Raw genomic sequence first — 25,068 nt, 5'->3', positions numbered from 1 at the left:
ACGCATGTCCGGGACGCCGAGCACCGCGCCGCGCAACCTGATCGTCTCCGCCCTCACCGCCTTCGCCGCCTTCGGCGCGTTCTGGGGTGTCTGGGGCGCCTCCGTGCCACGGGTCCAGCAGCAGGCCCACGTCACCGACGGCCGGCTCGGGGTCGCACTGCTCTTCGTGGCCGCCGGCGCCCTTCCGGCGATGCTGCTGGTCGGCAGGGCCCTGGACCGATGGGGGCTGAGGACCGCGGCCCTGCTCGTCATGGCCCTGGGCACGGCAGGCGTCGCCATGGCGCTGACGGCACGGAACCTGCTGGGCCTGTGCATCGGGCTGTCCCTCGTCGGCGCCTGCAGCGGTGCGGCGGACGTGGCCATGAACGCGGTCGCCGGACGCGCTGAGGCGCTCTCCTGCCGACCCGTCATCACCCGGGCCCACGGGGTCTTCTCCACCCTGGTCGTCCTCGCCGGCCTCGGCACCGGCCTGGCGTCCGCCGCATCACTGCCGCTCGCGGTGCCCTTCGTCTCGGTGGCCGCACTGTCGCTCGTGGCCGGGGCGACGATGCTCAGGACGCTGCCCTCCGGTCCCTGGCGTCCGGGAGGCGCCGGCCGCACGGCCACGGACGCCACACCTCCCGTCGGTCCACGGCTCCTCCCGCTCCTGCTCGTGGGGGCACTGGGCGCGCTCGCCTTCGCGACCGAGAACGCCCACCAGAGCTGGAGCGCGGTCTTCGCCCGCGAGGAACTGCACGCGGGCCCCGGACTCGCCGCCGTCGCGCCCGCCGTCTTCGCGGGAACGGTCGCGGCCACACGCTTCTCCATCGGCGGGCTGAAGGCCGCCCATGCCCGTACCGTCCTCCTTGCCGGAGCACTCGCCGCCACGACCGGCACCGTCGTCGTGGCCGCCGCACCGACGCTGCTCGTCGCCGCGCTGGGCCTGGTGGTGGCCGGCGCGGGCACCGCCGTGCTCTTCCCGACGCTGATCGGGATCGTCTCGCGCAACGTCGAGGAGTCCCGCCGGGGCCGGGCGATGTCCACGGTCACCGGCGTCGCCTACCTCGGATACCTGCTCGGACCCGTCTACGTCGGACTGTGGGCCGACGCCGACGGGCTGCGTGCGGCCCTCGGTGCGGTCGCGGCCCTGGCCGCAGCCCTCCTCCTGCTGACCCAGCTGCTGCTACGGCTGACCGGATTCGACGCCTCGACGTACCGGGGCCGGGGGCGGTACCGCCGCCGGCCGACCGTCCTGCCGACCGCTCTTCCGTCCGCCGTGGCGCCCGAGCCGTGGCTGACCTCGGATAAGCTCGCCTCTCCGAGGTGCCAAAACGGACATGGCACCTCAACCGGGAGGGAACCTTCATGAGCTCCAATCGCAAGCAGGCCCCCGCCCTTCCCAACCTCGCCGATGCCTACCGGCTCGCCTCGGTGGCGGCGGTCGACAGCGAGTCCCGCGACGCCGCCGCGCAGCTCGCCGCCACCGAGCTGCGCCGCGCCTCGCACCCCGGCCGGGTCACCTGGGCCCCCACCGACCAGACCGAGCCCGACCCGACCCCGCAGACCGTGGTCGACGGAGACGGCGACCTGTGGCTGCGCACCCCCGCCACCGGCGCCTGGACCATGCCGAGCTTCGACCCCGCGCACGATGCGCCCCGCTGCGGCGACACCCTCACCTGGCAGCAACTCGCCCACGAGTACGGGCCGTTGACCTCGCTCGCGGACGACCGCCGGGCCGGCGGTCGCCGGTGACCGCGGCCCTGCGACCGGTGGGCCAGGACCGGACGGCCTAACGGGTCCGCTCCAGCCGGTAACCGTCCTCCCTGGTCACGGCCGGATTGGCGGCCGCAGCCTGGAGCACCAGCCGGTGCACCGGGGCGGCATTGGCCTTCTCCAGTGCCGAGGCGGTGGCCGCCGCCGGCCCAAGCACCACCGCGGCCGCCACCCCGGCGACCAGCCACGGCCCCCTGCTGAACCAGCCCCGCAGGCCGCCGCCGCTGTTCTCACTGCCCGTCATCTGCCCCTCCTCGCCCGCTGTCCCCTGATCGACAGTTACGAGTCTCAACTGCCGTTCTGGAGATCGTCTTTGGCTTGTCTCGGAGCACGATGAGAACCACCGGCAGCTGGGCGCTGCGGCCTCAGCCGCGGAGCAGGAGCCACTCCTGGAGCTCGACCAGGTTCCCCGCCGGGTCCATCAGGTGGGCGACGCGCATACGGTCCGTCATCGGGGCGGGGCCGTGCAGCAGCGCCGCTCCTCGCTCGGTGATCTCCCGGCAGTAGCCGTCGAGGTCGTCGACCCGCAGCACGACCAGGGACCGGTAGCCGGTCGGCTCGGCGGCGAGCTCACCCAGGACCTGGGCCATCTGCGCGCGGTCCTGCAGCGCCACACCGGCGACGCCGCCCTCGGGGGTGAGCTTGGCATAGGGGCCCTGCTCCGCCTCGAACTGCGGCTTCAGCCCCAGCACATCGCGGTAGAAGCGGTAACAGCTGGGGAAGTCCGCAACCAGCAGGCGGACCTGGGCGAGTTCCATCGACGTCCTCACACGACTACGCAGGCATCTGGCCTCGCCAACGTATCAACCGGGCAGGATGGCGGTATGCCTGCTCCGTTTGACCTGCCCGAGCCCCGCCTGGTCCTGCCCGGGGAACACCCCGCCTGGGACGGGGCGCTGGCCCTGCTCAACCGCGATCTGGCGGCGACCCTGCCGGAACAGGGCCCGCTCCGGCTGCTCGCCCTGCCGCCGTTCGGCGCGGACGGCCCGGAGCTCGTCCACGTCGCCCTGGACAACGGCGAGTGGCACGGCAACGCGCTCTGGCCGGAATCGGCGGAGCACCCGGCCGCCGCGCTGGCTAACGTCGCCGACGCCGCGCAGGAGACCGTCACCGAACGGCTCTGGCAGGCGTGGCCGCTCTGCCCCGTGCACGACCTCGGCATGCACCCGCGCGAGGCGGACGGACGGCTCGCCTGGTGGTGCGCGGGCGACCGCCGCCGACGCGGCCCGGCCCACATCCGCGCGGCGGTGGGCGAACTCGACACCCTCCTCCGCCCGCACCGCCCCAACCGCAAACGCCGGCGCTAGCCACGCACCGGGGCGGCGCCCGTGTGGCGCCGCCCCGGTGGGAGGCCTCCTGGGCTCAGTTCAGTCGGCGCACCGTCCAGAGCTGGTCGGAGGTGTCGGACTCGGTCCAGGAGACGGACTTGGCCAGGTCGCCGGACGAACCCTGGGCGATGGTGACGTAGCGGCCGGTGCCGGCGTTCTTCACCAGGTACTGGTTGCCGTGCGGGACCAGGGTCCAGACCTGGTTGCTGTTGCCGCTGACGGCGGCGGTCTGGGTGATGGCGTCGGTGGAGGCCGGGTAGGTGTCGGTGAGGACCAGCCCGGAGTTGACGTTGACGATCTGGTAGCCGCCGCTCACCGCGGCGAAGCGCCACAGGTGCCAGGACTGGTCGGCGTACCACCACTGGTCGGCCTGGGTGCCCGAGGCCGTGGAGCCGCCGGGGATCTCCAGGTACTCGCCGAAGTTGTTCTGGATCGAGTACTGGCCGGTGGTGAGGGCGGGCAGGGCGGTCTGGGTCAGCGTCCAGCGCTGGTTGGCGCCGCCGGTGTCCTCCCACTGGTCCACGGTCGAGCCGGAGCTCTTGGACCACTGGTAGTCGTCCAGCAGCAGGCCGCTCCGGCGGTTGGCGAGGGTGAAGCTGCCGTCCGGCTGCTGGACCACCGACCACTCCTGGGCCGCGGACCCGGACGAGGCCGTGCGCAGTTCCGTGGTCGCACCGTCGGCCGTGGACCCGCCGGTCACCGCCAGCAGCTTGCCCGCCGCCACATCGGTGAGGGTGAAGTAGCCGTCGGCCTGGCGGGTCAGCACCCACTGCTGCTGCGTGCTGGTGGACGCCGCGGTCAGTTGGACGGCGGGGCTGCCGTCCGCGGTCGCGGTGGCGCCGAGGTTGAGGCCGGAGTAGCTGTTGGTCAGGGTGTAGGTCGCTCCGGCGGAGATCCCGGGGGCGATGTTGTCCAGGGCGAACTGCACCTGGTTGAGGTAGGTGCTGTCGTGGTAGCCGCCGGTCAGCGTCATCACGGTGTTGCCGTCCGGCATCAGCATCAGCGAACGGCTGTAGCCGCCGGGCGCGTTGGAGCCCTCGGACTTCCAGGAGCCCGTGGCGCCGCCCGCCGTGTTGACCGCGAGCGCGGTCTGCCCGCCGTCGCTGACCACGATGGTCCCGTTGGCACCGCCGCTGGGGGTCCAGACGACGTAGGGCTGGCAGCAGGGCTTGCTGCCGTCGTTCAGCACGATCTGCTGGCCGGTGGCCGACCCGAAGCTCTCCGGATCACTGGCGATCTTGTAGTAGACCGGGCAGCCGCCGGACGGGGCGTTGCAGTACTCGTACGTCATGATCCACTTACCGCCGCCGATCGCCGCCACCGTGGCCATCCCCGGACGCGCGGACTGGGCCGAGTAGACCACGTCGTCGACGACCGAGCCCCAGCTGGTGCCGTCGGTGCTGGTCTGGTGCACCAGCTTCTGCGAGTTGACCGAGTTCTCCCGCTGGTCCGAGTAGTAGACGTCCAGCCGGCCGTTGTTCATCAGCAGGAACGGCTCCCACACCGGGGTGTTGGGGTCCGCGGTCCAGGCCGCGCCGCCCTTGGCCACCGAGCTGAGGAAATGCCAGCTGGCGCCCTGGTCGGTGCTGTCGTAGAGCAGGATCTCGGTCGAGCTGCGGTCGGCGGGCACCGACAGCCCGGCCTCCAGCAGGGTGCCGGCCGGCAGGCTGCCCAGGGCCGCGGGAAGTTCGTAGATCTGCGGGTTCCAGCGCATCCCGTACCCGTTGACGGTGTCGGTGACCTGGGACAGGTAGCTCCAACTGGTGCCGCCGTCGGTGCTCCGGTAGACCGGGAAGTACGGCGTGCCGTTGGTGTACACCTCGAAGGTGGTGAGGATGGTCCCGTTGGCGTCGCCGGCGTGGTGCAGGGTGATCGAACGGGCGTACATCGCACCGGGGTTCACGTACCCGGCGGCGGAGGTGGGGGTGAAGACGGTCTGCACGGCGCTGGTCCGGGCCTGCGCCGCGGGGGCGCCGCCGAGGGCCAGGGCGACCGCGGCGCAGAACGCCAGCGCGACCGCCCACAGGGATCTTGCGGCTCTTGCCATGTTCCCTTCCTTCCAGGCAGGGCCGGCCGGGGCGGTTGCAGGGTGGTCGCCCCGGCCGGCCGTGGGGTGGGCCCGGCTCAGACCGGGGCGGGCCCTTCACCGCCGGTGGCGGCGAACACCCGCACGTCCCAGGCGCCGAGGTCCAGCACCGTTCCGGCGGGGACGGAGCTGCCGTCCAGGGCGTCGGTCAGCTCCACGGGAGCCACCGCGCGGGCAGGCTCCCAGCTCCAGTTGTGCAGGATGTGCACCCGGCGTCCGTCCGCCGAGGTACCGGTGCCGGCGGTGACCGAGGCCGGCAGCTCCTGCCAGCCACTGACCGCGACGGGGGCGAGCCAGACCGACAGGGCCCGGGCCAGGTCGCGTCCGGGGACGGTGCCCACCACGGTCACCCGGCCCCGGTCGTGGCGCCGGGTGGTCACCGCCGGCCAGCGGCCGAAGTGCGGGTGCCGGTAGCCGGCCAGCACCTCCGCGTCGTCCACGGTCAGGCCGTCGGCCCAGCGGGTGGCCGTGGCCCCGTCCGGCAGTGCCAGCGGGCTCCCGGGCACCGGGTGCAGGTCGAGCGGGTTCGGGAGGTTGCTGAACTCCTCGTAGTGCACGCCCGCGGCCTTCGCCAGCCTCCCGGGGGCGGGCTCCTTGCGCGCCCTGGCCCCCTGGTCGGCGTAGCCGGTGCGCGGGCCGAGCACCAGATGGCCGCCGGCCCGGGCGTAGGCGTCGAACCAGTCGAGGGTGCTGTCGGCGGCGAGGTAGAGGCCGGGCACGACCAGGACGGGGTGGCGTCGCACCGCCTCCTCCGGGCTCAGGCCGGCCCGTTCGCCGCTGGGGTCGTGCAGTTGGCGGGCGTGGACGATCCGCACCTGGCGGCCGGACTCGAAGGCGCCCCGGTAGAACGGGTCGACGATGCGGTGGTAGGAGGCCGGGTCGGGTTCGCCGTCCGCGGTCGCCAGCGGCGGGTACTTCTGCATCAGCCACTTGCTCGGCGTCGAGTACACCAGGGTGATGTCGGCGTCCGGCTCGATCCCGGCGACCAGTGCCTCGGTGGCCTCGAACTCGGCTCCCAGCCGGGCGAGTTCGGCGTAGGTACGACCGGGACGGCCGCTGTGCGGAAGGATGCCGCCCCAGTAGGTCTCGGCGCCGAAGTGCAACGACTGCCAGTGCCAGTACTCGATCATCTGCGCCCCGCGCGAGACCAGCGCCCAGGCGGCCTGCCGCCACTGCCCGTCGTAGGCCGGACGGTTGTCCCACGGGAAGCCGATGCTCGCCGCGTTGGTCTCGGTGACCAGGAACGGCGCCTGGCGCGAGGAGAACATCCAGTCGGCCGTCTGGTACAGCGCCCAGGTCCCGGTGGTCTTCCAGACCTGCTCGTGGTCCTCGGGCGTCGGGTCGGGCAGCAGCAGTCCGTCCTGCATGTCGTAGTACGGATTGCCGGTGGCCACGTCCAGGCTGTCGGTCAGCTCGTCGTCCTCCACCGCCCGCCGGGTGTAGGAGATGCAGGTGGTGACGAACTGCTCCGGGCGGGAGTACTCGCGGACGATGCCGGCCTGCCAGGCGATGAATTCGGTGGTCTGCCGGGCCTGGAACGCACGCCAGGCGACGTCGTACTGGGGCTGGAAATTGCCGTCCGGCGTCCACAGGTCGGCCCAGGTGGAGAGCCGGTGCGACCAGTAGACCAGGCCCCACTCACGGTTGAGCGTCTCCACGTCGCCGTAGCTGTTCCGCAGGTGGTCGGTGAAGCGCTGGAACACCCCGTGGTTGTGCAGGAGTTCCAGACCCGGCTCGTTGTCCACCTGGAACCCGATGACGGCCGGGTGCAGTGCGTAGCGCTCCATGATCCTGCGGATCACCCGCTCGGCGTGGAACCGGAACGCCGGATGGGTGAAGTCGACCTCCTGGCGCGCCCCCCAGCCGATCCGCTGCCCGGTGGCCCGCTCGCCGGTGATCTCCGGGTACTGCCGGGCCAGCCACGGGGGCACCGCGTAGGTGGGCGTGCCGAGGATGACGGATATCCCGCGCTGGTGGGCGCCGTCCAGCACCGGCTGCAGCCAGTCCAGGTCGAACCGCCCGTTCTCGGGCTCCCAGGTCGACCAGACCGACTCGCCGACCCGGATGACGCTGAACCTCGCCTCGGCCATCAGGTCCAGGTCGGACTTGAGCCGGTCGGCCGGCTGGTACTCGTGGTAGTAAGCGGCGCCGAAGAGGACGCGGGCGGGCAGGACCGCCATGAAGGCAACCTCCGGTAGAAGTGTGCTGTGGGAAACCTGAACTGATGGGCCGTCACTGCTTGACGGCGCCGCTGGCCAGACCGCTCTGCCAGTAGCGCTGCAGCAGCAGGAAGGCAACCACCAGCGGGATGATCGAGAGCAGCGACCCGGTGGTCACCAGTGCGAGCATGTTGCTGCTGGCGCCGGCCCCGCCGTTCTGGGCCTGGGCGGCCCAGGAGGACAGCCCGACGGTGACCGGGTAGAGGCTCGGGTCGTTGAGCATGATCAGCGGCAGGAAGTAGTTGTTCCAGGTCGAGACCAGGGTGAACAGCACCACCGTGACCAGGCCCGGGGCCAGCAGCCGCAGGGCCAGCGTGAAGAAGATCCTGGCTTCGCCGGCCCCGTCGATCCGGGCCGCCTCGATCACGCTGTCCGGGACGGCGTCCTCGGCGTAGATGCGCATCAGGTAGAGGCCGAAGGGGTTGATCAGCGACGGCAGGATCACCGCCCAGGGGGTGTTGACCAGGCCCACCTTGGCGAACAGCAGATAGGTGGGGATGGCCAGCGCGGTGGTGGGCACCATGATGGCGCCGAGCACCAGGTTGAACGAGGCGCCGTGGCCGCGGAAGCGGAACTTGGCGAAGCCGTAGCCGGCCGCGGCGGCCAGCATGGCCGCCCCCAGCGCGCTGACCCCGGCGTAGACCACCGTGTTGAGCAGCCAGCGCCCGAAGACGCCGTTGTCGTAGGTCAGCGTCTGCCGCACGTTGGTCCACAGCTGCGGGGCGTGCGAGAACCACAGTCCGAAGCTGTTGAACAGGTCCTGGGTGCTCTTGGTCGAGGCGATCACCAGCCAGAACAGCGGCAGCAGGAAGTAGGCCAGGGCCGCCAGCATGGCGATCGTCAGCGGGGTGCTGCGCCGGTGCGCCTGCGTCCTGCGCCGGCTGCGGACGCCGGGCACGGTGCGGGCGGGTGCCCGGTCCGGGGCGGTCGTGGTGGTCACGAGGCCCTCCTGCGGTTCGCGGTGATGAGGACGGTGTAGGAGACGATCACGATCACCAGGCCCAGCAGGAAGGACACCGTGGCGGCGTAGTTGACCTGCTGGCTGGTGAAGGCCAGCGAGTAGCCGTAGAGGTTGGCGGTGTAGGCGCTGTCGATGACGTTGGGGGCGATCGTCTGCAACAGCTTGGGCTCGTTGAAGAGTTGGAAGCTGCCGATCACCGAGAACAGCAGGGTGAGCATCAACGCGGGCCGCAGCGCCGGCAGTTTGACCGACCAGGCGATCCGCCAGGCACCGGCCCCGTCCACCGCCGCCGCCTCGTAGAGCTCGCCGGGGATGGTCCGCAGCGCGGCATACAGGATGATCATGTTGTACCCGACGAACTCCCAGGTCACGACGTTGGCGAGGCTGGCGAGCATCCAGCTGTCACTGAGGAAGTTGGGCACCGGGACGTGGAAGTGCCGGCCCAGCTGGGCGAACGGCCCGAAGGACGGCCCGTACAGGTACCCCCACATCAGGGTGGCGACCACGCTCGGCACCGCGTAGGGCACGAAGATGCCCAGCCGCACCACCCGCGCGAACCGCATCAGCCCGCTGTCCAGCGCGAGCGCGAACAGCAGCGCCAGCACCAGCATCACCGGGACCTGGATCAGGAAGAACAGCGCGACCCGGGCGACCCCGTGGAGGAACAGCGGGTCCTTCAGCGCGGTGACGTAGTTCTGCAGGCCGACGAAGGTCGTCCCGCCGATCAGCTTGTGCTGGAACAGGCTCAGATAGGCGGCGTACCCGAGCGGGGCGAGGAACAGCAGCAGGAAGAGCACCATGAACGGGGCGACGAACAGCGGGCCGGCCGCACCGGGGCGCACGCCGCCGAGTCGGCGGCGCCGCTCCACCGGGCGGCGCGGGGCCTCGCGGGAGGCCGCGGTTATGGCAGACATGAGCGGGCCTTTCTGGGATTTCGGAGCGGTCCGGGGAGCGGGGCCGTGCCCTGCCTGCGGGACGGGCCGGGCACGGCCCCCGGCCGTCAGGACTGGACGGTGAAGCCCTGGCCCTTGGCGTAGCTGGTGACCCGCGACTGCCACTGCGCGAGCGCGGCGACGGTGTCGGTCCTGTCCGCGAGCGACTTCCCGACCGTCTCGGTCCAGTCGGTGACCACCTGGTCCAGGAACGGCGGCCACTGGAAGGCGGTGGCCACGGTGGGGCCGATGTCGGCGAAGACCTGGTTGACCTGCTGCCCGCCGTAGAAGGCGGACGCCTGGCCGGCGAAACCGGGGTCGGCCAGCAGCGCCTTGGTGGCCGGGAAGAAGGACTGCTTGGTCGCGAAGAGCTTGGCGCTGTCCGGGTCGCTGTTGAGGAACTGCGCGAACATCGCCGCCGCGATCGGGTTCTTGGTCGACTTGGTGACCGCGGTCGTCGAGCCGCCCCAGTTGCCCGAGCTGGGCGCGGAGGCGTCCCACTGCGGCAGCGGGGCCGCCCGCCACTTGCCGGTGGTGGACGCGGCCGAACCGGAGAGGAAGACCGGGCCCCAGGCCGCGGTGAGCCAGGTGGCGTACCGGCCCGAGTTGAACCCGGCGTACCAGGCGTCGGTGAAGTCCGGGTCGGAGCTGACCACGCCCTCCTTGGCCAGACCACCCCAGTACGCCCCCACCTTCTGCGAGACCGCGTCGTCCAGGTTGACGGTGACGGTGCTCTTGCCCGAGGTCGCGTACGGCTTGGCGCCCGCCTGCCACATCAGCCCGTGCCAGGCGGCGGGCTCGTTCGCCGACATGTTGGTCAGGTAGACGCTCGGGTCGGCCGCGTGCAGCTTGCGTGCGGCGGCCGCGAACTCGTCCCAGGTCTTGGGCACCGCGATGCCGTGCTTGTCGAAGATGTCCTGCCGGTAGAGCATCCCCATCGGGCCGGTGTCCTGCGGGATCGCCCAGACCTCGCCGTTGCCGCCGCTGACCTGGCCCCAGGTCCAGTCGACGAACTTGCTGCGCAGCGCGGAGGCGCCGTAGGGCCGCAGGTCCAGCAGGCTGTCCGTGATCGTGAAGGTCGGGATGTACTGGTACTCGATCTGGACCGCGTCCGGGGCGCCGGTGCCGGCCTGCAGCGCGGTGCGCAGCTTGGTGTACTGCGCCGCGCCCTGACCGGCGTTGACCACGTTGACCTTGATGGCCGGGTACTTCTTCTGGAACAGCGCGACCTCCTGGCTGATGTCGGGGACCCAGCTCCAGAAGGTGATCGTGGTGGGCGTCGACATGGCCTTGTCGATGTCGGCCTGGCTCACCGGCTGGGCCGCGGCGGCCGATCCGGTCTTGCCGCTACCGCTGCCGCTGCTGCCGCAGGCGGCCAGCGCCGCGCCTATGGACGCCGCACCGGCGATGGCCAGGAAGTTTCTCCGGTTCAGCTGGTTGGAGCCGGGGGTGATTCTGGGCATGGCGAACTCCGTTGTCTGCATGAAGGGTTGAGGGAACGTCAAATGAGGGCGGTCGGGAGGGAACACCGACGGCCGGGGTGGGGTGGTGTGAGGTGGGGCGGTGGTGACAGCTGCGGAGGTGGAGAAGGGAGGGCGGGCGGAGGGCCCGCCGCCTGTTACCGGTCGCGCCCCGGGATCGTCCGGCTGCGCGGCTGCGCCGTGGAGGCGCGGACGACGAGTTCGACCGGTGGGTCGTTCGCCGGCGGGAGGTCCTGCTCGGGTTTCTCGATGGCGTGGACCAGGAGCCGGAGACCCTCCTGCGCCACCGCGTCGAAGGGCTGACGCACCGTCGTGAGCGGCGGAGTGACGAAGGCGGCGACCGGGATGTCGTCGAAACCGACCACGCTGACCTCCTCGGGCACCCCCCGGCCGGCCTCCGCCAGGGCCCGGATCAAGCCGATCGCCATGTCGTCGTTGGCGGCGAACACCGCGGTCACCCCGGGGTCGGCGGCGAGTTGACGACCCGCCGCATAACCGGAGGCGGCGGACCAGTCGCCCTCGACGACGGCCGGCTCGCGCCTGCCGCGAGCCGCCAGCGCCGCCCGCCAGCCGTCCAGACGGTCCCTGGCGGCGAACCAGCGCTGCGGTCCGGCGAGATGGTGCACGGTCTCGTGCCCCAGGTCCAGCAGGTGCTCGGTGGCCACCCGCGCCAGCAGGTCGGCGCCGACCCCCGCGGTCACCGCCCGCGGGGCGACGAAGGACGGCGAGGCACCGAGGACGATCACCGGTACGTCGACCTGGACCGCGACCGCGCCCTCGTCGATCGGCTCGGAGATGACGATGCCGTCCACGCCCTGGTCCAGCAGGGACTCCACCGCGCCGGTGACCCCGGCGGGGTCCCCTTCCAGGGTGTTGACCACCCGCAGCGCGTAGCCGGCGTCCCGGACCGCCCGCTCGATGCCCATGAGCAGCGAGGCCGGCCCGTACAGCGCCGTCCCCAGGGTCACCACGCCGACCGAGCGGGTCCGCCCGGAGGCCAGCGCCCGGGCCGCGCTGTTCAGCCGGTAGCCGAGCTCGTCGGCGGCCGCCATGACGCGCCGTCGGACGTCGGCGGAGACGTACGGCTCGTCGTTGAAGACCCGGGACACCGTCTTCTGCGAGACGCCCGCGAGCCGGGCCACGTCCACGCTCCGGGGCGTGGACGCCCGCTCGCTCCGTGGCACCGACTGGGTCATGGCGTCTCCTCGTTGGGCGGCTGCTCGATCGTAGTGCGTCGCGATGTGACTGCGCAGACATGTCTACGCAGTCAGAGAGGGCGCGTCAATACTTCGCGCAACATGTCCGTCATCTGCCGCCCCGCCGCGGGGCTCCGGTCGGGGGTGGTGGTGTCGCACAGGCCCGCGAACGAGATATCTTGATGTCGAGAAACGTTGGAGACGTGAATCGGAGTAGCGGTGACTGACTCGACCATCATCTATACGCACACTGACGAGGCCCCGGCCCTGGCGACGTACTCGTTCCTGCCGGTGGTCCAGGCGTACGCCTCGACGGCGGGCGTCAAGGTGGAGACGCGCGACATCTCCCTGGCCGGGCGCATCATCGCCAGCTTCCCCGAGCGTCTGGAGGAGGGGCAGCGGATCTCCGACGCCCTCGCCGAGCTGGGCCTGCTCGCCAAGACCCCCGGCGCCAACATCATCAAGCTGCCGAACATCTCGGCCTCGGTCCCGCAGCTCAAGGCGGCCATCGCCGAGCTGCAGGGCCAGGGCTACGCCCTGCCGAACTACCCGGACGACCCGCAGACCGACGAGGACCGCGACGTCCGCGCCCGCTACGACAAGGTCAAGGGCAGCGCCGTCAACCCGGTGCTGCGCGAGGGCAACTCCGACCGCCGCGCCCCCGCCTCGGTGAAGAACTACGCCAAGGCCCACCCGCACCGCATGGGCGCCTGGACCCCCGAGTCGAAGACCAATGTCGCGCACATGGACGCCGAGGACTTCCGCTCCACCGAGAAGTCCGCGGTGATCGCCGCCGACGACAGCCTGCGCATCGAGCTGGTCGGCGCCGACGGCTCGGTCAAGGTGCTGCGCGAGTCGGTCCCGGTGCTGGCCGGCGAGGTCGTCGACGCCTCGGTGATGCACGTGGACGCGCTGCGCTCCTTCTTCACCGCCCAGGTCGCCCGGGCCAAGGCCGAGGGCGTGCTGTTCTCGGTGCACCTCAAGGCCACCATGATGAAGGTCTCCGACCCGATCATCTTCGGCCACGTGGTCCGCGCCTTCTTCCCGAAGACCTTCGCCCAGTACGGCGCGGTCCTCGCGGCGGCCGGCCTGAGCCCCAACGACGGCCTCGGCGGCATCCTCAAGGGCCTGGACGCGCTGCCCGAGGGCGCGGCGATCAAGGCCTCCTTCGACGCCGAACTCGCCGAGGGCCCGGCCCTGGCGATGGTCGACTCCGACAAGGGCATCACCAACCTGCACGTCCCCAGCGACGTCATCGTGGACGCCTCCATGCCCGCGATGATCCGCACCTCCGGCCACATGTGGGGCCCGGACGGCAAGGAGGCCGACACCCTCGCCGTCATCCCCGACAGCAGCTACGCCGGCGTCTACCAGGTCGTCATCGACGACTGCCGGGCCCACGGCGCCTACGACCCGTCGACCATGGGCTCGGTGCCCAACGTCGGCCTGATGGCACAGGCGGCCGAGGAGTACGGCAGCCACGACAAGACCTTCGAGATCCCCGCCGACGGCACCGTCAAGGTGGTCGACACCGCCGGGAACACCGTGCTGGAGCAGCCGGTCGGCACCGGCGACATCTTCCGGATGTGCCAGACCAAGGACGTGCCGATCCGCGACTGGGTCAAGCTGGCCGTCACCCGCGCCCGCGCCACCGGCTCCCCCGCGGTGTTCTGGCTGGACGAGGGCCGCGCCCACGACGCCAACCTGATCGCCAAGGTCAAGGCCTACCTCCCGGAGCACGACACCACCGGGCTGCAGATCGAGATCCTCACCCCGGAGCAGGCCACCGCGTTCTCGCTGGAGCGGATCCGCCGCGGCGAGGACACCATCTCGGTGACCGGCAACGTGCTGCGCGACTACCTGACCGATCTGTTCCCCATCCTGGAGCTGGGCACCAGCGCCAAGATGCTCTCGGTGGTCCCGCTGATCAACGGCGGCGGCCTGTTCGAGACCGGCGCCGGCGGCTCCGCCCCCAAGCACGTCCAGCAGCTGCTCAAGGAGAACTACCTGCGCTGGGACAGCCTGGGCGAGTTCTTCGCGCTCGCGGCCAGCTTCGAGCACCTGGCCCAGAGCACGGACAACGCGCGGGCCCAGGTCCTCGCCGACACCCTGGACCGGGCCACCGGCACCTTCCTGGAGCAGGACAAGTCGCCCAGCCGCCGCCTGGGCGGCATCGACAACCGCGGCAGCCACTTCTACCTGGCCCTGTACTGGGCCCAGGAGCTGGCCGCGCAGACCGCCGACGCCGAGCTGGCCGAGGCCTTCGCGGCGCTCGCCAAGACGCTGACCGAGCAGGAGCAGGCCATCGTCGCCGAGCTGATCGCGGTCCAGGGCTCCCCGGTCGAGATCGGCGGCTACTACCAGCCCGACCCGGCCAAGGCCTCCACCGTGATGCGCCCCTCGGCCACCCTCAACGAGGCGCTGGCCACCCTCGGCTGACACCGCGTGAGGTAGCTGCACCAGGTTGCACCAGGAGGTCCCCGGGTCGTCGACGACCCGGGGACCTCCGCCGTTCGACGGCCCACCGCAGCCCCTTGGCTAGGATCCTGACTGGTCACGGGTTGTCGGGCTGTCCACCGGATGGTTGGGGTCGCTGTGCTTGATGGTGTGGACGCCGGACTGGTGCGCGAGCTCCAGCGCGACGGCAGGGCGAGCTTCCAGGCCCTGTCGGAGCGGACCGGGGTGTCCAGGGAGGCGGTACGGGCCCGGGTGCAGCGGCTGCTGGAGGGCGGCCGGGTCCGGATCGTGGGCATCGTCTCGCCCGAGGTGGCGGGCGTCGCCTCACTGGCGCATGTGTCGCTGGACATCGCGGGCGCCGCCGCCCCCGTCGCCAGGGTCGCCGCGGCACGCCGGGCGGTCCGGTTCGTCTCGTGCACGGCCGGGCCGCGCGGCGTGGTCGCCGATGTGCGCGCCGCGGGTCCCGAGGCCCTGGAGCGGGAGTTCGCGGCGCTGCGCCGGGCCCCGGGCGTGCGCGGCATCGAGGTGTTCAGCTGCACCGAGCTGGTCAAGGACGCGTACTCGCCCGAACTGCCGACCGTCGGACCCTCGGCTCTCACCGCCGCCGACCTCGACGCCGTGGACCGGCAACTGCTCGCCCTGCTCCAGGAGGACGGCCGGGCCAGCTTCACCCTGCTGGCGCAGCGGGTCGGCCTGTCCCAGCCGGCCACCCGGGCCCGGGTGCTGCGCCTGCTGGAGGCGCGGGCGGTGTACGTGACCGGGCTGGTCACCAGCGAGGCGCTGGGGGTCCGCGAGGCCGCGGGGGCGGGGTTGGGCGTGCACTCGGGGGTGCGCGAGGTCGCCCGCGCCGCAGCGGGCCTTCCCGGTGTCAACTACGTCGCCCTCGGCCACGGCCGCTTCGACGTGGTGTGCGGCGTCGACGCGCCGAACCGCACCGAGCTGCTGGCCGGCCTCGAAGCGCTGCGCGCACTGGAGGGCGTCGTCCGCAGCGAGTCCTGGGTGCACCTGGACATTGTCAAGGAGAGCTACACCTACGATCTACCCACCTCGTAAGCGCTTTGTTTGTCACCCAGCCATGGGGCGAATGAATTGCCGAATGCTATGAGAATTCTCGGGAATTAGCTCTTGATGAACTCTTGACGCCTACTTTTAGCGCAGCCTTCAATGAGCGTCATGACCACACCCGCCCCAGCTCCCGCAGCCGCGCTCCCGAGATCCCTCGGGGTCTTCGGCGCCGTGATGCTCACCCTGTCCTGCATCACTCCGGCCTCGTCGCTCTTCATCGTGGTACCACCGCTGCTGATGACGCTGGGCAGCGGCACCGTGCTGAGCCTGGTCGTGGCCGCCGTGCTGTCGCTCGGGGTCGGCCTCTTCTACGCGGAGCTGGGCACGCTGGTCCCCAGCGCAGGGGGCGAGTACTCGATCGTCGGGCAGGTGCTCGGCCGCCCGATCGGCTGGCTGGTCTTCGTGATCTCGCTGGTGTCGCTGATGGTGATCCCGCCGATCATCGCGCTGGGCACCGCCGACTACATCGGCTCCCTGCTCACCGTCGACCCGCGGATCGCCGGAGCGGCGGTGATGCTGCTGTCCGTGGCCGTCGGCGTGCTGGACATCAAGTCCAACGCGCTGATCACCGGGATCTTCCTGGGCATCGAGGTGCTCGCGGCGGCCACCGTCAGCTTTCTCGGCTTCACCCATGTCCACCAGCCCCTCTCCAGCCTGATCCACCCGCTGGTCCCGGACGGCGCCGGCCACTCCTCGCCGCTCACCGCCGGTCTGCTGGTCTCCGGACTCGCCGTGGCGCTGTTCACCTACAACGGCTTCGGCACCGCCATCTACCTCTCCGAGGACCTCGTCGAGCCGCGCCGCTCGGTCGCCCGCGCCGTGCTGTGGTCGCTGCTGGCCGGAGTGGTGGTCATCACCGTCCCGGTGACCGCGATCTGCCTGGGTGTCAGCAGCCCGGACCAGCTGGCGGCGGGCGACCTCGTCGCCGTCGTGGACTCCTGGGCCGGAACCGGCGTGGGTACCTTCGTCAGCCTCTGCATCGCCGCCGCGATCCTCAACGCGGTCATCGTGATGGTGCTGCAGAACGGCCGGGTGCTGTTCGCCTCCGCCCGCGACCGCACCTGGCCGGACCCGGTGAACCGGGCGCTGGCGCGGATCCACCCGCGCTTCGGCTCGCCCTGGGTGGCGACCCTGGGCATCGGCCTGCCCGGCGTGCTGCTGGCCCTGGCCGTACCCATCGACCAGCTGCTCGGCTTCACCGGCGTCGTGGTGGCCGTGATCTACCTGCTGCTCGGCATCGCGGCACTGGCCGCGCGGCGGCGTCGGCACCGGGCCACCGCGGCCTGGCGGATGCCGCTGTGGCCGGTGGCACCCGTGGTCACCACGCTCGCGCTCGGCTACGTCCTCACCCAGCAGACGGCCCACGACCTGATCATCACCGCCGCCGTACTGGCCGTCGGGCTCGCCTACTGGTTCGGCTACCTGCGGCCCCGCAGCGCCAGCCACTGGCAGCTGAGCCTGCCCGCGGACGAGACGGCGATCCCCGCGCCCGCCCCTTCCGAGCAGCCTCTCCCCACCTCACTCGGCGTCAGCGCCGCAAGCCCGGAGCACCTGTGAACCACCAGCCGAACCACCCGCCCGCAGACCTGATCATCCACAGCGCCCACGTCCACACCGTCGACCCGGCCCTGCCCCGCGCCGAGGCCGTCGCCGTGCGCGACGGCCGTATCGCCGCGGTCGGCACCGACGAGCAGATCCGCGCATGGCGCGGAGCCGGGACGGAGGTGGTCGACGCCGGCGGCCGGCTGCTGCTGCCCGGGTTCGTCGACAGTCACAACCACGTCCGCCTCGGCTCCGACGCGGCCTGCGTGCAGTTGGCCGGGGCCGCCGACCTGGCCGAGATCGGGCGGAGGATCAGGGCCTGGCTGTCCGTCAACCCGCAGGCCGACTGGGTGGAGGCGGAGGCCTTCGACTACTCCGCCGTCCCCGGCGGCCGGATGCCCACCGCGGCCGACCTGGACCCGTTCACCGGCGACCGTCCGGCCTTCGTGCTCAGCTACGACGTCCACACGGCCTGGCTGAACACCGCGGCGCTGCGCCGTCTCGGCATCGACGCACAGGTGCGGCAGACCCCGTACGGCACCGTGCGGAAGGACCCGGCGACCGGGGAGCCCACCGGCTTCCTGACCGACTTCGCCGTCCGCGGGCTGTCCCGGGACGGGCACCGGGCCCTGCGTGCGGCGGGAGTCCCCTGGGCGCACCCCGACCGCCAGTACGCCCGGCTGTGCGCCAGCCTGGACCTGGCCGCCAGGTACGGCATCACCACCGTGGTCGAGCCGCAGAACTCCCTGGACGACCTGTCCCTGTTCGAGCGGGCCGAACGGGAGGGCCGGCTGCGGTCCCGCCTGGTCGCGGCGCTGTTCCACCCGCGCGGCACCACCCGGGCCGACCTGGACGCCTTCGCCGCGGCCGGCCGCCGGCACGACAGCGACCGGCTCCGGGTGGGTCCGCTCAAGCTCTACATCGACGACGTGGTGGAACCGCACACCGCCGCTCTGCTGGAGCCCTACGCCGGCCACCACTCCCACCGCGGGGAGACCTTCTACCCGCCGGAGGAGTTCGCCGAGGTGTTCGCCCGGCTGGACCGGCTGGGCTTCCAGCTGTTCGTGCACGCCACCGGCGACCGCGGCATCCGCACCGTCCTGGACGCGGCCGAGCACGCCCGTGCGGTCAACGGACCACGGGACTCGCGGCACCAGGTGGTCCATGTGGAGTGCCTGGACCCGGCGGACGTCGACCGCTTCCGCCGACTGGGCGTAGTCGCCTGCATGCAGCCCCGGCACTGCTCCCCCGACATCGCGGGCCCGGGCCAGGACTGGGCGCAGGCCGTCGGCGAGCAGCGCTGGAGCAAGGCCTGGCCGATGCGCAGCCTGCACGAGGCCGGCGCCGCCCTCGCCTTCTCCAGCGACTGGAACGTGGCCGAGATGGATCCGCTGGTCGGCCTCTACACCGCCGTCACCCGGCGTGGTCTGGACGGTGGCCCCGCCTGGGTGCCGGAGCAGACGCTGGACCTGGCCACCGCCGTCCGCGCCTACACACTGGGCAGCGCCCATGCCAACTTCCTGGAGGACCGGCTCGGTTCGGTCACCCCCGGCAAGTACGCGGACCTGGTGCTGCTGTCCCAGGACCTGTTCGCCGCCACCGACCCGAGCGCCTTCCTCGAGACCGTGGTCGACCTCTCCGTGGTCGACGGCACCATCGTCCGGCGCGGCTGAGCGCGGCTGAGTACTGCTGAGCGCTGCCGAACCACCGGCTGCGCTCAGCAGCAGCCGGAGCGGCCCTCGGGGTCGAGTGAGCCGAACTTCTCGGCGAGGGCGGCGAACTGCTCCTCGCCGAGCGGCGCGACGACCCGCTCGCGCAGTGAGGCGGCCAGGCTGAGGGCCGCCTTCATGGCCACCTCCACACCCTGTTCGGTGAGCGCGGCGAAGACCACCCTGCGGTCGGTCGGCGAGGGTCGGCGCTCCAGCAGTCCGGCCTCGCTGAGCCGGTCCGCCACCTTGGTGGTGCCGGCGGTGGTGAAGCCCAGCGTGGCCGCGAGCCGGTTCATCGGCGCCGACTGCGACGGCGAGGTGAGCAGGAACCAGAGCACCTGGAAGGACGACGGCGCGATCCCGACCTTGTCGTCCACGTCCGCCAGCATCTGCTCGGTGAGCCGGCGGAAGCCCGACTGCAGGGCGTTCCACTGTTCCAGCAGGGCCAGGTCCTCGGCGTCCGGGCAGCGGCGCGCGGCCTCCGCGCGCGTGGACTCCTCCACCGTGTGCACTCCTTCGTCTCCCCGTGCGTGCTTGCCCAGGGTATCAAAGCCAGTTATTGTCTAACTAGCTACTTATTATCTAGTTGCCTAAGCTGGAAGGCGCACCGCCATGTCCTCACCCACCCCCGCCGCCGCGACCACTGCGCTCAGCGACCTGCCGACCGGCCGCTACCTGCTGGACCGGACCCGTTCGGAGGTCCGGATCCAGCACAAGACCATGTGGGGCCTGGTCACCGTCAAGGGCGGCTTCAGCGAGTTCTCCGGCGAGGGCGAGATCCCCGCCGACGGCTCCCCCGCGCGCGGGACGCTGACCGTGGACGCCGCTTCGCTCGACACCTCCCACGCCAAGCGGGACGCCCATCTGCGCTCCGACGACTTCTTCGCCACCGACCAGCACCCCACCCTGTCCTTCACCGCCGACCGCGCCGAGGCCAAGGCCGACGGCGCGGTGCAGGTCAGCGGCAGCCTGACGGTCCGCGGCCGTACCCAGCCGCTGGAGTTCACCGCCAGGCCGTCGGCGGTCGGCGCCGACTCGGTCACCCTCACCGCGGAGCTGACCGTCGACCGCGACGCGCACGGCCTGGGCTGGAACAAGCTCGGCATGCTCAAGGGCCTGACCGGCGTCACGGTGAACGCGACCTTCGTGCACCAGGCCTGACGCTCCGACCATTCGGGTGGGGCGGCGACCGACCGGTCGCCGCCCCACCCGTCTGCGTTCACCGCCGCGCCCGGACGCCGTCCAGGGCGATGGTGAGGACCCGGTCACGCTGCCCCTCCTCCGGGAAGGCGATCGAGGTGATGCCGGAGATCATCCGCACCAGGTCGTCGAAGCTCATGTCCTCGCGCACCTCGCCCGCCTGCTGGGCCCGGAGCAGCAGCGGGCCGCCCGCCTCGTAGAGGGACTCCCGGCAGGCCAGGAAGATGTCCGACTCGCCGTTGAGCGCGTCGCGGATGGCCTTCTTGGTGACGGTGTACTCCACGAAGCGGCGCAGCCAGGTGGTCAGCGCCGGCCAGGGCGGTTCGGCCGCCAGGTCCACCGCCACCTTGGCGAGGGCGTTGACCTCCTCGGCGTAGACGCTCTCGAAGAGGTGCCTGCGGGTGGGGAAGTTGCGGTAGAGGGTGCCGATGCCCACCCCCGCGCGCCGGGCGATGTCCTCCAGCGAGGCGTCGGCCCCGTGCTCGGCGAAGGCCTCCCGCGCCGCGGCCAGCAGCGCGTCGAAGTTGCGCGCGGCGTCCGCCCGGCGAGGACGCTGCACCACGACGATCTCCGCCGCCGCCGCTGTCGCCGTGGACTCCGCCATCACGCTCTCCCTCGTCGATCGAACAAAGAACCGGACTTGTACCGGAGGCTACCCTCCACTATGGTGGAGGCATGCCTCCACTTTAACAGTCGAGTCATCGGTCCGCACCGACGCGGCCTCCCAGAACCTTTCCGTCCAACGGTCCCCGCTGTCCCTCCACGACACCCGGGACCGCTCTCCACCATGCCTCAACGCCGTTCGCTCGAGAGAGAAACCATCATGAACCGGACGTCCAATCGGCTCACCTTCGCGGTCCTCGCGACCGGGGCCGGCGTCTTCTCGATGCTGCAGTCACTGATAGCCCCGGCGCTGCCCACCGTGCAGCACGCCATGCACACCTCCCAGTCCACGGTCACCTGGGTGATGACGGCCTATCTGCTGTCCGCCTCCGTCTTCACCCCGATCCTGGGACGCGTCGGCGACCTGGTGGGCAAGAAGCGCACCCTGGTCGCGGTCCTGGCCGCGCTGGTGCTCGGCTGCCTGCTGGCCGCGCTGGCGCCGAACATCACCGTGCTGATCGTCGCCCGCGTGATCCAGGGGATCGGCGGCGCACTGTTCCCGCTCTCCTTCGGCATCATCAGGGACGAGTTCCCGGCCGTCCGGGTCTCGCCCAGCATCAGCAACCTCTCCGCGGTGATCGCCGCCGGCGGCGGCTTCGGCATGGTGCTGGCCGGACCCATCGTCGGCGCGCTGGACTACCGCTGGCTGTTCTGGCTGCCGGTCGGCGTGGTGGCACTGGCGGCGCTGGCCGCACTGCGCTACGTCCCCGAGTCGCCCAACCGCGGTGAGGGCAGCGTCAACTGGCTCGGCGCCGGGCTGCTCTCGGCCTGGTTGGTCGCCCTGCTGCTGCCGATCAGCCAGGCCTCGGTCTGGGGCTGGGGCTCGATGCGGGTGAACCTGCTGCTGGTCGCCGCCGTGGTGCTGTTCGCGCTGTGGATCCGCTCCGAGAGCCGCTCCGCCAGCCCGCTGATCGACCTCAAGGTGATGCGGCTGCGCGCGGTGTGGACCACCAACACCGCCGCACTGCTCTTCGGCGCCGGCATGTACGCGGTCTGGTCCTTCCTGCCCGGCTTCGCCCAGACCCCCTCCTCGGCCGGCTACGGCTTCGGCTCCAGCGTGACCGGGGCCGGCCTGCTGATGCTGCCGATGCTGGTGGCGATGTTCTGCTCCGGTGTGCTCAGCGGGCGGCTGCAGCCGATCGTCGGCGCCAAGGCGCTGCTGGTGACCGGTGCCGCGCTGGGCGCGGCGGCGTGCGCGATCCTCGCCGGCTGGCACGGTCAGCAGTGGCAGATCGCCTTCGCCGCAGGGGTGTTCGGCCTGGGCATCGGCCTGGCCTTCGCCTCGATGGCGAACCTGATCGTGCACAGCGTGCCGGCCGAGCAGACCGGTGCCGCCACCGGGATGAACGCCAACATCCGCACCATCGGCGGGTCGCTGGGCGCGGCCGTGATGAGCAGCCTGGTCACCGGCAATCTGCAGGCCTCCGGCCTGCCCGCGGAGAGCGGCTACACCGAGGGGTTCGCGCTGCTCGCCGTCCTCTGCCTCGCCGCGTCGTTCGCTGCGCTGCTGGTTCCGGCTCGCAGTGCGGTTCGGCAGGCAACTGCTGTCTCGGAGGTTGCACAGCCCGCGCTGGTGTCGGAGAGGGTCGGGCGGTAAGCGCGGCCCTGTAGATGGTTGGTCGCGCAGTTCCCCGCGCCCCTAGGGGGTGCAACTGAACCACGGTGGGTCAGTTGCAGCCCCCTCAGGGGCGCGGGGCTGTGCTTACTTAACAGCGTGCGCGACAAGCCATCTACTGACCCAGCGCCGCCCGCACGTCCGCCACCAGCTCCAACGCCGCAGTAACGGTCACTGACAGTTCGTCAGAAGACCTGCCCGGCGCAGCCATCAGCGCCCGCGCCCGCGCACCGAACCCCGCAGGGGCCCCCGCGAGCGTCTCGGCGACCGCGAGCGCCCCCTTCTCGTTGAGGCACCAGCGTCGGTGCCAGGCGTACAGCGACTGGACCAGGATGCCGACAGCCTTCGACAGCGACAGCGACACCAGCAGCCCGTCGCCCCGCCGCGCACCCTTCGCCGCGTTGGACATCAGGAACTCGGCCTCCCAGGAGGCCCCGACCAGTGCCGCCCGCAGCGGCTCCGGGTACTCGGCGGCAGCAGCCTGAAGCTCCGTCAACTCCTTGCGCGGATCCGCCAGTACCCGCCCCAGCGCGACCTCGCCGACGTAGCAGGGCGACCAGAACCCCAGCGGGTGGCCCGGCTGGGTGCCCACCTCGTACGTCCCGGCCGCGCAGTCCGCCAGCACCCGGCCGACCCGGTCCACGTCCCGCAGGATCCAGTCGACGGCCACGCCGTCCACCCGCAGCCAGGCCCCGCCGTTGACCCAGGGGCCCCAGCTGCCGGGCCAGGCCACCTCCACCGGCTCGCCGGTGCAGCGCTCGGCCAGCGCCCGCAGTTCGCCGAGGTCGGGCGCGCCCCGGTAGTACACCCCGAGGTCCCAGTCGGATTCGGGGGTGTGCTCGCCGCGGGCCCGGCTGCCGCCCAGCAGCACCCCGACCACCCCGGGCACCTGGGCCAGCCGCGACGCCATCACGTCCAGGTCGTCATCGTTCACCGCGGCATCCTCGCAGCCGGCTAACGGGCCGCGCCACGGCTTTCCGGCCGGGACAGGTCCTGCAGCCCCACCACGCGCAGCAGTTCCAGCCGCTCGGCGGTCTCGGTGCCAGGTCGCGCGGTGAAGACGATCAGGCGCTGCTCGTGGTTGGCGCTGAGCATCACCTCGCAGTCCAGTTCGAGCGCTCCCACCACCGGGTGAAGGATCGTCTTGGTGTCGGCGCGCCGCACCGCGACGTCGTGCTCGGCCCACACCTCGGCGAACTCCGGCGAGGCCGCCAGCAGCCGTCGCACCAGCGCCGCCGCCCGGGCGTCGTCGGGCCGGGCGGCGACCACCGAGCGCAGCTGCGCGGCGTGCACCCGTCCGAGCCGGTCGTGGTCGGCGGGGACGAACCGCTCCCTGGCCTCGGAGTCGGTGAACCAGCGCCAGATCATGTTGCGCTCACCCGGCGGCCGGGCGGTGCTGTCCCCGAACACCGCCATCGACAGCGCGTTCTGCGCCAGCACGTCACCGATGTCCGAGGTCACCTGGGCGGGGGTGTCGTAGAGCCGGTCCAGCACCAGCAGCAGTCCGGGGCGCACATGGTGGTCGGCGCTCCTGGCCCGCGGCGGGGCCTGCCCGGCCAAGTGGTACAGGTGGTCGCGCTCGTCGTCGCTCAGCCGCAGCGCCCGGGCCAGCGCGCCCAGCAGCTGGGTCGAGGGGTGCGGTCCGCGCTGCTGCTCCAGCCGGGTGTAGTAGTCCACCGACATCCCCGCCAGCTGGGCGACCTCCTCGCGCCGCAGCCCCTGCGTACGCCGCCGCGCCCCCTCGGGCAGGCCCACGTCGGCGGGCGCCAGGCGGCTGCGGGAGCGGCGGAGGAAGTCGGCGAGCTGCGGTCGGTCCATGCCTCCAGCATCCCCCGGCCGCCGGCCGGTATCCAGGGATCGCCGGTCCCCCGATCGCCAGGTCTCTCCCGTCGCCGACCACCGGTCCGCACAGTGGAGTCAACGCCCCCCGAGGGGGCCCGCCGAGAGGACGAGGACGATGACGACGATTCTGGTGACCGGAGCGACCGGGCAGGTCGGCCGGCGGCTGGTGCCCAGGCTGATCCAGTGGGCGGCCGAGGGCGAACGGCTGCGGGTGCTGGTGCGCAGCGAGGCCTCGGCCGAGCGCTTCACCGCGCTGGGCGCCGAGGCGGTCCTCGGCGACCTGCGCGAGGAGAGCGACCGGGCCAAGGCCCTGCAGGGCGTGGACGACGTGGTCAACGTCGCCGCCGCCTTCCGCGGCGTCCCGGACGAGGAGGCGCTGGCGGTCAACCGCGACGCCGCTGTCGCGCTGGGCCGTCAGGCCCTGGAGGCGGGCGTCCGCCGCTTCGTGCAGACCAGCACCAACCTGGTCTACGGCTTCGGCCACGGCCGTCCGGCCCGCGCCGAGGACCCCCTGGAGCCCGTCCCCTGGGGTGTCTACCCGAGGTCCAAGGCCGAGGCCGACGCCGCGCTGGACGAGCTGCGCACCGGGCAGGGCCTGCCGCTGGTGACCGTGCGGCTGGCCTTCGTCTACGGCGAGGGCGACCCGCACCTGCGCGATGCGGTCGGCCGCTCCGCCGACTGGGCCGCGCACCAGCGGCTGCCCATGGTGCACCACGCCGACGTGGCCCAGGCGCTGCACCGGGCACTGCGCACCCCCGGCATCGAGGGCCGGATCTACCACGCCGCCGACGACGCCCCGGTGTCCGCCTACGACATCCACCGCCTGGCCGGACTGGCGCTCCCGCCGGAGGCCGCCGGGAAGCAGGACCCCAACCCGTGGATGGGCGTCACCGACAACCTCCCGCTCCGCGAGGAGCTGGGCTGGCGCCCGATCTACCCGTCGGTGTGGACCGCCCGCGACGCCGGCGCGCTGTAGCGCCGTGGCGGGCGGGGCGGGGACGGTCGTCGCCCGGACGGCGG

At 72.0% G+C, this 25,068-nt stretch carries 22 protein-coding genes; 10 read left to right on the top strand and 12 right to left on the bottom strand.

Annotation, left to right across the window (positions count from 1 at the left end; all coding sequences use genetic code 11):
- The first annotated feature begins 4 nt into the window (after positions 1–4).
- Together IF29_RS0102680 and IF29_RS0102675 are read left to right on the top strand one after the other, a co-directional pair.
- The gene (locus tag IF29_RS0102680) at positions 5–1,348 is read left to right on the top strand and encodes an MFS transporter (protein WP_051724800.1); all 1,344 of its coding nucleotides are present in this window, start codon (positions 5–7) and stop codon (positions 1,346–1,348) included.
- Positions 1,345–1,731 (top strand): hypothetical protein, encoded by a 387-nt coding sequence (locus IF29_RS0102675; protein ID WP_030248900.1) that lies wholly within the window; start codon positions 1,345–1,347, stop codon positions 1,729–1,731. Before IF29_RS0102680 ends, IF29_RS0102675 begins: the two co-directional genes overlap by 4 nt.
- Before the next feature lie 37 nt (positions 1,732–1,768).
- Here the strand turns inward: IF29_RS0102675 and IF29_RS0102670 are convergent, their stop codons facing one another.
- Both IF29_RS0102670 and IF29_RS0102665 read right to left on the bottom strand, forming a co-directional pair.
- On the bottom strand, positions 1,769–1,996 hold the full coding sequence (locus IF29_RS0102670) for a hypothetical protein (protein WP_030248897.1): 228 nt from the start codon (positions 1,994–1,996) through the stop codon (positions 1,769–1,771).
- Positions 1,997–2,117: 121 nt separating this feature from the next.
- Complete coding sequence (locus IF29_RS0102665) at positions 2,118–2,510, bottom strand: VOC family protein (protein WP_030248894.1); 393 nt, start codon at positions 2,508–2,510, stop codon at positions 2,118–2,120.
- Between the two features lie 66 nt (positions 2,511–2,576).
- Here IF29_RS0102665 and IF29_RS0102660 point away from each other — a divergent pair, with 66 nt between their 5' ends.
- Positions 2,577–3,059, top strand: a complete 483-nt coding sequence (locus IF29_RS0102660) for a hypothetical protein (protein WP_030248891.1) — start codon at positions 2,577–2,579, stop codon at positions 3,057–3,059.
- 55 nt (positions 3,060–3,114) lie between these two features.
- Here IF29_RS0102660 and IF29_RS0102655 read toward each other — a convergent pair whose 3' ends face one another.
- The 6 genes from IF29_RS0102655 to IF29_RS0102630 all read right to left on the bottom strand — a co-directional run bounded on the left by IF29_RS0102655 (position 3,115) and on the right by IF29_RS0102630 (position 11,955).
- Complete coding sequence (locus IF29_RS0102655) at positions 3,115–5,127, bottom strand: RICIN domain-containing protein (protein WP_051724799.1); 2,013 nt, start codon at positions 5,125–5,127, stop codon at positions 3,115–3,117.
- Positions 5,128–5,204: 77 nt separating this feature from the next.
- Positions 5,205–7,346 (bottom strand): beta-galactosidase, encoded by a 2,142-nt coding sequence (locus IF29_RS0102650; RefSeq protein ID WP_037594102.1) that lies wholly within the window; start codon positions 7,344–7,346, stop codon positions 5,205–5,207.
- Positions 7,347–7,398: 52 nt separating this feature from the next.
- Complete coding sequence (locus IF29_RS0102645; RefSeq protein ID WP_030248884.1) at positions 7,399–8,325, bottom strand: carbohydrate ABC transporter permease; 927 nt, start codon at positions 8,323–8,325, stop codon at positions 7,399–7,401.
- Positions 8,322–9,260 carry a carbohydrate ABC transporter permease gene (locus IF29_RS0102640; RefSeq protein WP_084713402.1) on the bottom strand — a complete coding sequence of 313 codons (939 nt, stop codon included), beginning with the start codon at positions 9,258–9,260 and terminating at the stop codon, positions 8,322–8,324. Before IF29_RS0102640 ends, IF29_RS0102645 begins: the two co-directional genes overlap by 4 nt.
- Positions 9,261–9,346: 86 nt before the next feature.
- Positions 9,347–10,741: an extracellular solute-binding protein gene (locus IF29_RS0102635; RefSeq protein ID WP_030248880.1), complete on the bottom strand. Its 1,395-nt coding sequence runs from the start codon at positions 10,739–10,741 to the stop codon at positions 9,347–9,349.
- A gap of 155 nt (positions 10,742–10,896) precedes the next feature.
- Complete coding sequence (locus tag IF29_RS0102630) at positions 10,897–11,955, bottom strand: LacI family DNA-binding transcriptional regulator (RefSeq protein WP_030248877.1); 1,059 nt, start codon at positions 11,953–11,955, stop codon at positions 10,897–10,899.
- Positions 11,956–12,174: 219 nt separating this feature from the next.
- On the opposite strand from IF29_RS0102630, the gene IF29_RS0102625 reads away from it, so the two are divergent.
- The 4 genes from IF29_RS0102625 to IF29_RS0102610 all read left to right on the top strand — a co-directional run bounded on the left by IF29_RS0102625 (position 12,175) and on the right by IF29_RS0102610 (position 18,692).
- Entirely contained in the window at positions 12,175–14,394 is a 2,220-nt protein-coding gene (locus IF29_RS0102625) for an NADP-dependent isocitrate dehydrogenase (RefSeq protein ID WP_030248873.1), read from the top strand.
- Positions 14,395–14,562: 168 nt separating this feature from the next.
- Complete coding sequence (locus IF29_RS0102620) at positions 14,563–15,465, top strand: Lrp/AsnC family transcriptional regulator (RefSeq protein ID WP_198037247.1); 903 nt, start codon at positions 14,563–14,565, stop codon at positions 15,463–15,465.
- 120 nt (positions 15,466–15,585) lie between these two features.
- Positions 15,586–17,034, top strand: coding sequence for an APC family permease (locus IF29_RS0102615; RefSeq protein ID WP_063757412.1), 1,449 nt, complete (start codon positions 15,586–15,588; stop codon positions 17,032–17,034).
- Positions 17,031–18,692 (top strand): amidohydrolase, encoded by a 1,662-nt coding sequence (locus IF29_RS0102610; protein ID WP_030248866.1) that lies wholly within the window; start codon positions 17,031–17,033, stop codon positions 18,690–18,692. The genes IF29_RS0102615 and IF29_RS0102610 overlap by 4 nt, the downstream gene beginning before the upstream one ends.
- A 44-nt stretch (positions 18,693–18,736) precedes the next feature.
- Here IF29_RS0102610 and IF29_RS0102605 read toward each other — a convergent pair whose 3' ends face one another.
- Positions 18,737–19,231: a MarR family winged helix-turn-helix transcriptional regulator gene (locus IF29_RS0102605; protein ID WP_063757411.1), complete on the bottom strand. Its 495-nt coding sequence runs from the start codon at positions 19,229–19,231 to the stop codon at positions 18,737–18,739.
- Between the two features lie 109 nt (positions 19,232–19,340).
- Here IF29_RS0102605 and IF29_RS0102600 point away from each other — a divergent pair, with 109 nt between their 5' ends.
- Positions 19,341–19,889: a YceI family protein gene (locus tag IF29_RS0102600; protein WP_051724796.1), complete on the top strand. Its 549-nt coding sequence runs from the start codon at positions 19,341–19,343 to the stop codon at positions 19,887–19,889.
- Positions 19,890–19,947: 58 nt separating this feature from the next.
- On the opposite strand, the gene IF29_RS0102595 is transcribed toward IF29_RS0102600, so the two are convergent.
- Positions 19,948–20,532 carry a TetR/AcrR family transcriptional regulator gene (locus IF29_RS0102595; RefSeq protein ID WP_030248859.1) on the bottom strand — a complete coding sequence of 195 codons (585 nt, stop codon included), beginning with the start codon at positions 20,530–20,532 and terminating at the stop codon, positions 19,948–19,950.
- 219 nt (positions 20,533–20,751) lie between these two features.
- On the opposite strand from IF29_RS0102595, the gene IF29_RS0102590 reads away from it, so the two are divergent.
- Positions 20,752–22,188: an MFS transporter gene (locus IF29_RS0102590; RefSeq protein ID WP_030248857.1), complete on the top strand. Its 1,437-nt coding sequence runs from the start codon at positions 20,752–20,754 to the stop codon at positions 22,186–22,188.
- Between the two features lie 133 nt (positions 22,189–22,321).
- On the opposite strand, the gene IF29_RS0102585 is transcribed toward IF29_RS0102590, so the two are convergent.
- Both IF29_RS0102585 and IF29_RS0102580 read right to left on the bottom strand, forming a co-directional pair.
- Positions 22,322–23,116: a nucleotidyltransferase domain-containing protein gene (locus tag IF29_RS0102585; RefSeq protein WP_030248854.1), complete on the bottom strand. Its 795-nt coding sequence runs from the start codon at positions 23,114–23,116 to the stop codon at positions 22,322–22,324.
- A gap of 44 nt (positions 23,117–23,160) precedes the next feature.
- The gene (locus IF29_RS0102580; RefSeq protein WP_037594099.1) at positions 23,161–24,024 is read right to left on the bottom strand and encodes a helix-turn-helix transcriptional regulator; all 864 of its coding nucleotides are present in this window, start codon (positions 24,022–24,024) and stop codon (positions 23,161–23,163) included.
- Between the two features lie 139 nt (positions 24,025–24,163).
- Here IF29_RS0102580 and IF29_RS0102575 point away from each other — a divergent pair, with 139 nt between their 5' ends.
- On the top strand, positions 24,164–25,024 hold the full coding sequence (locus tag IF29_RS0102575) for an NAD-dependent epimerase/dehydratase family protein (protein ID WP_030248851.1): 861 nt from the start codon (positions 24,164–24,166) through the stop codon (positions 25,022–25,024).
- Positions 25,025–25,068: the final 44 nt, after the last annotated feature.

It is taken from the genome of Streptacidiphilus jeojiense (assembly GCF_000719095.1).
In the GTDB taxonomy this organism is placed as follows: Bacteria; Actinomycetota; Actinomycetes; order Streptomycetales; family Streptomycetaceae; genus Streptacidiphilus; species Streptacidiphilus jeojiensis.
The sequence above is the reverse complement of the archived record's forward strand: the minus strand, read 5'-3'. Positions and strand labels throughout refer to the sequence as shown.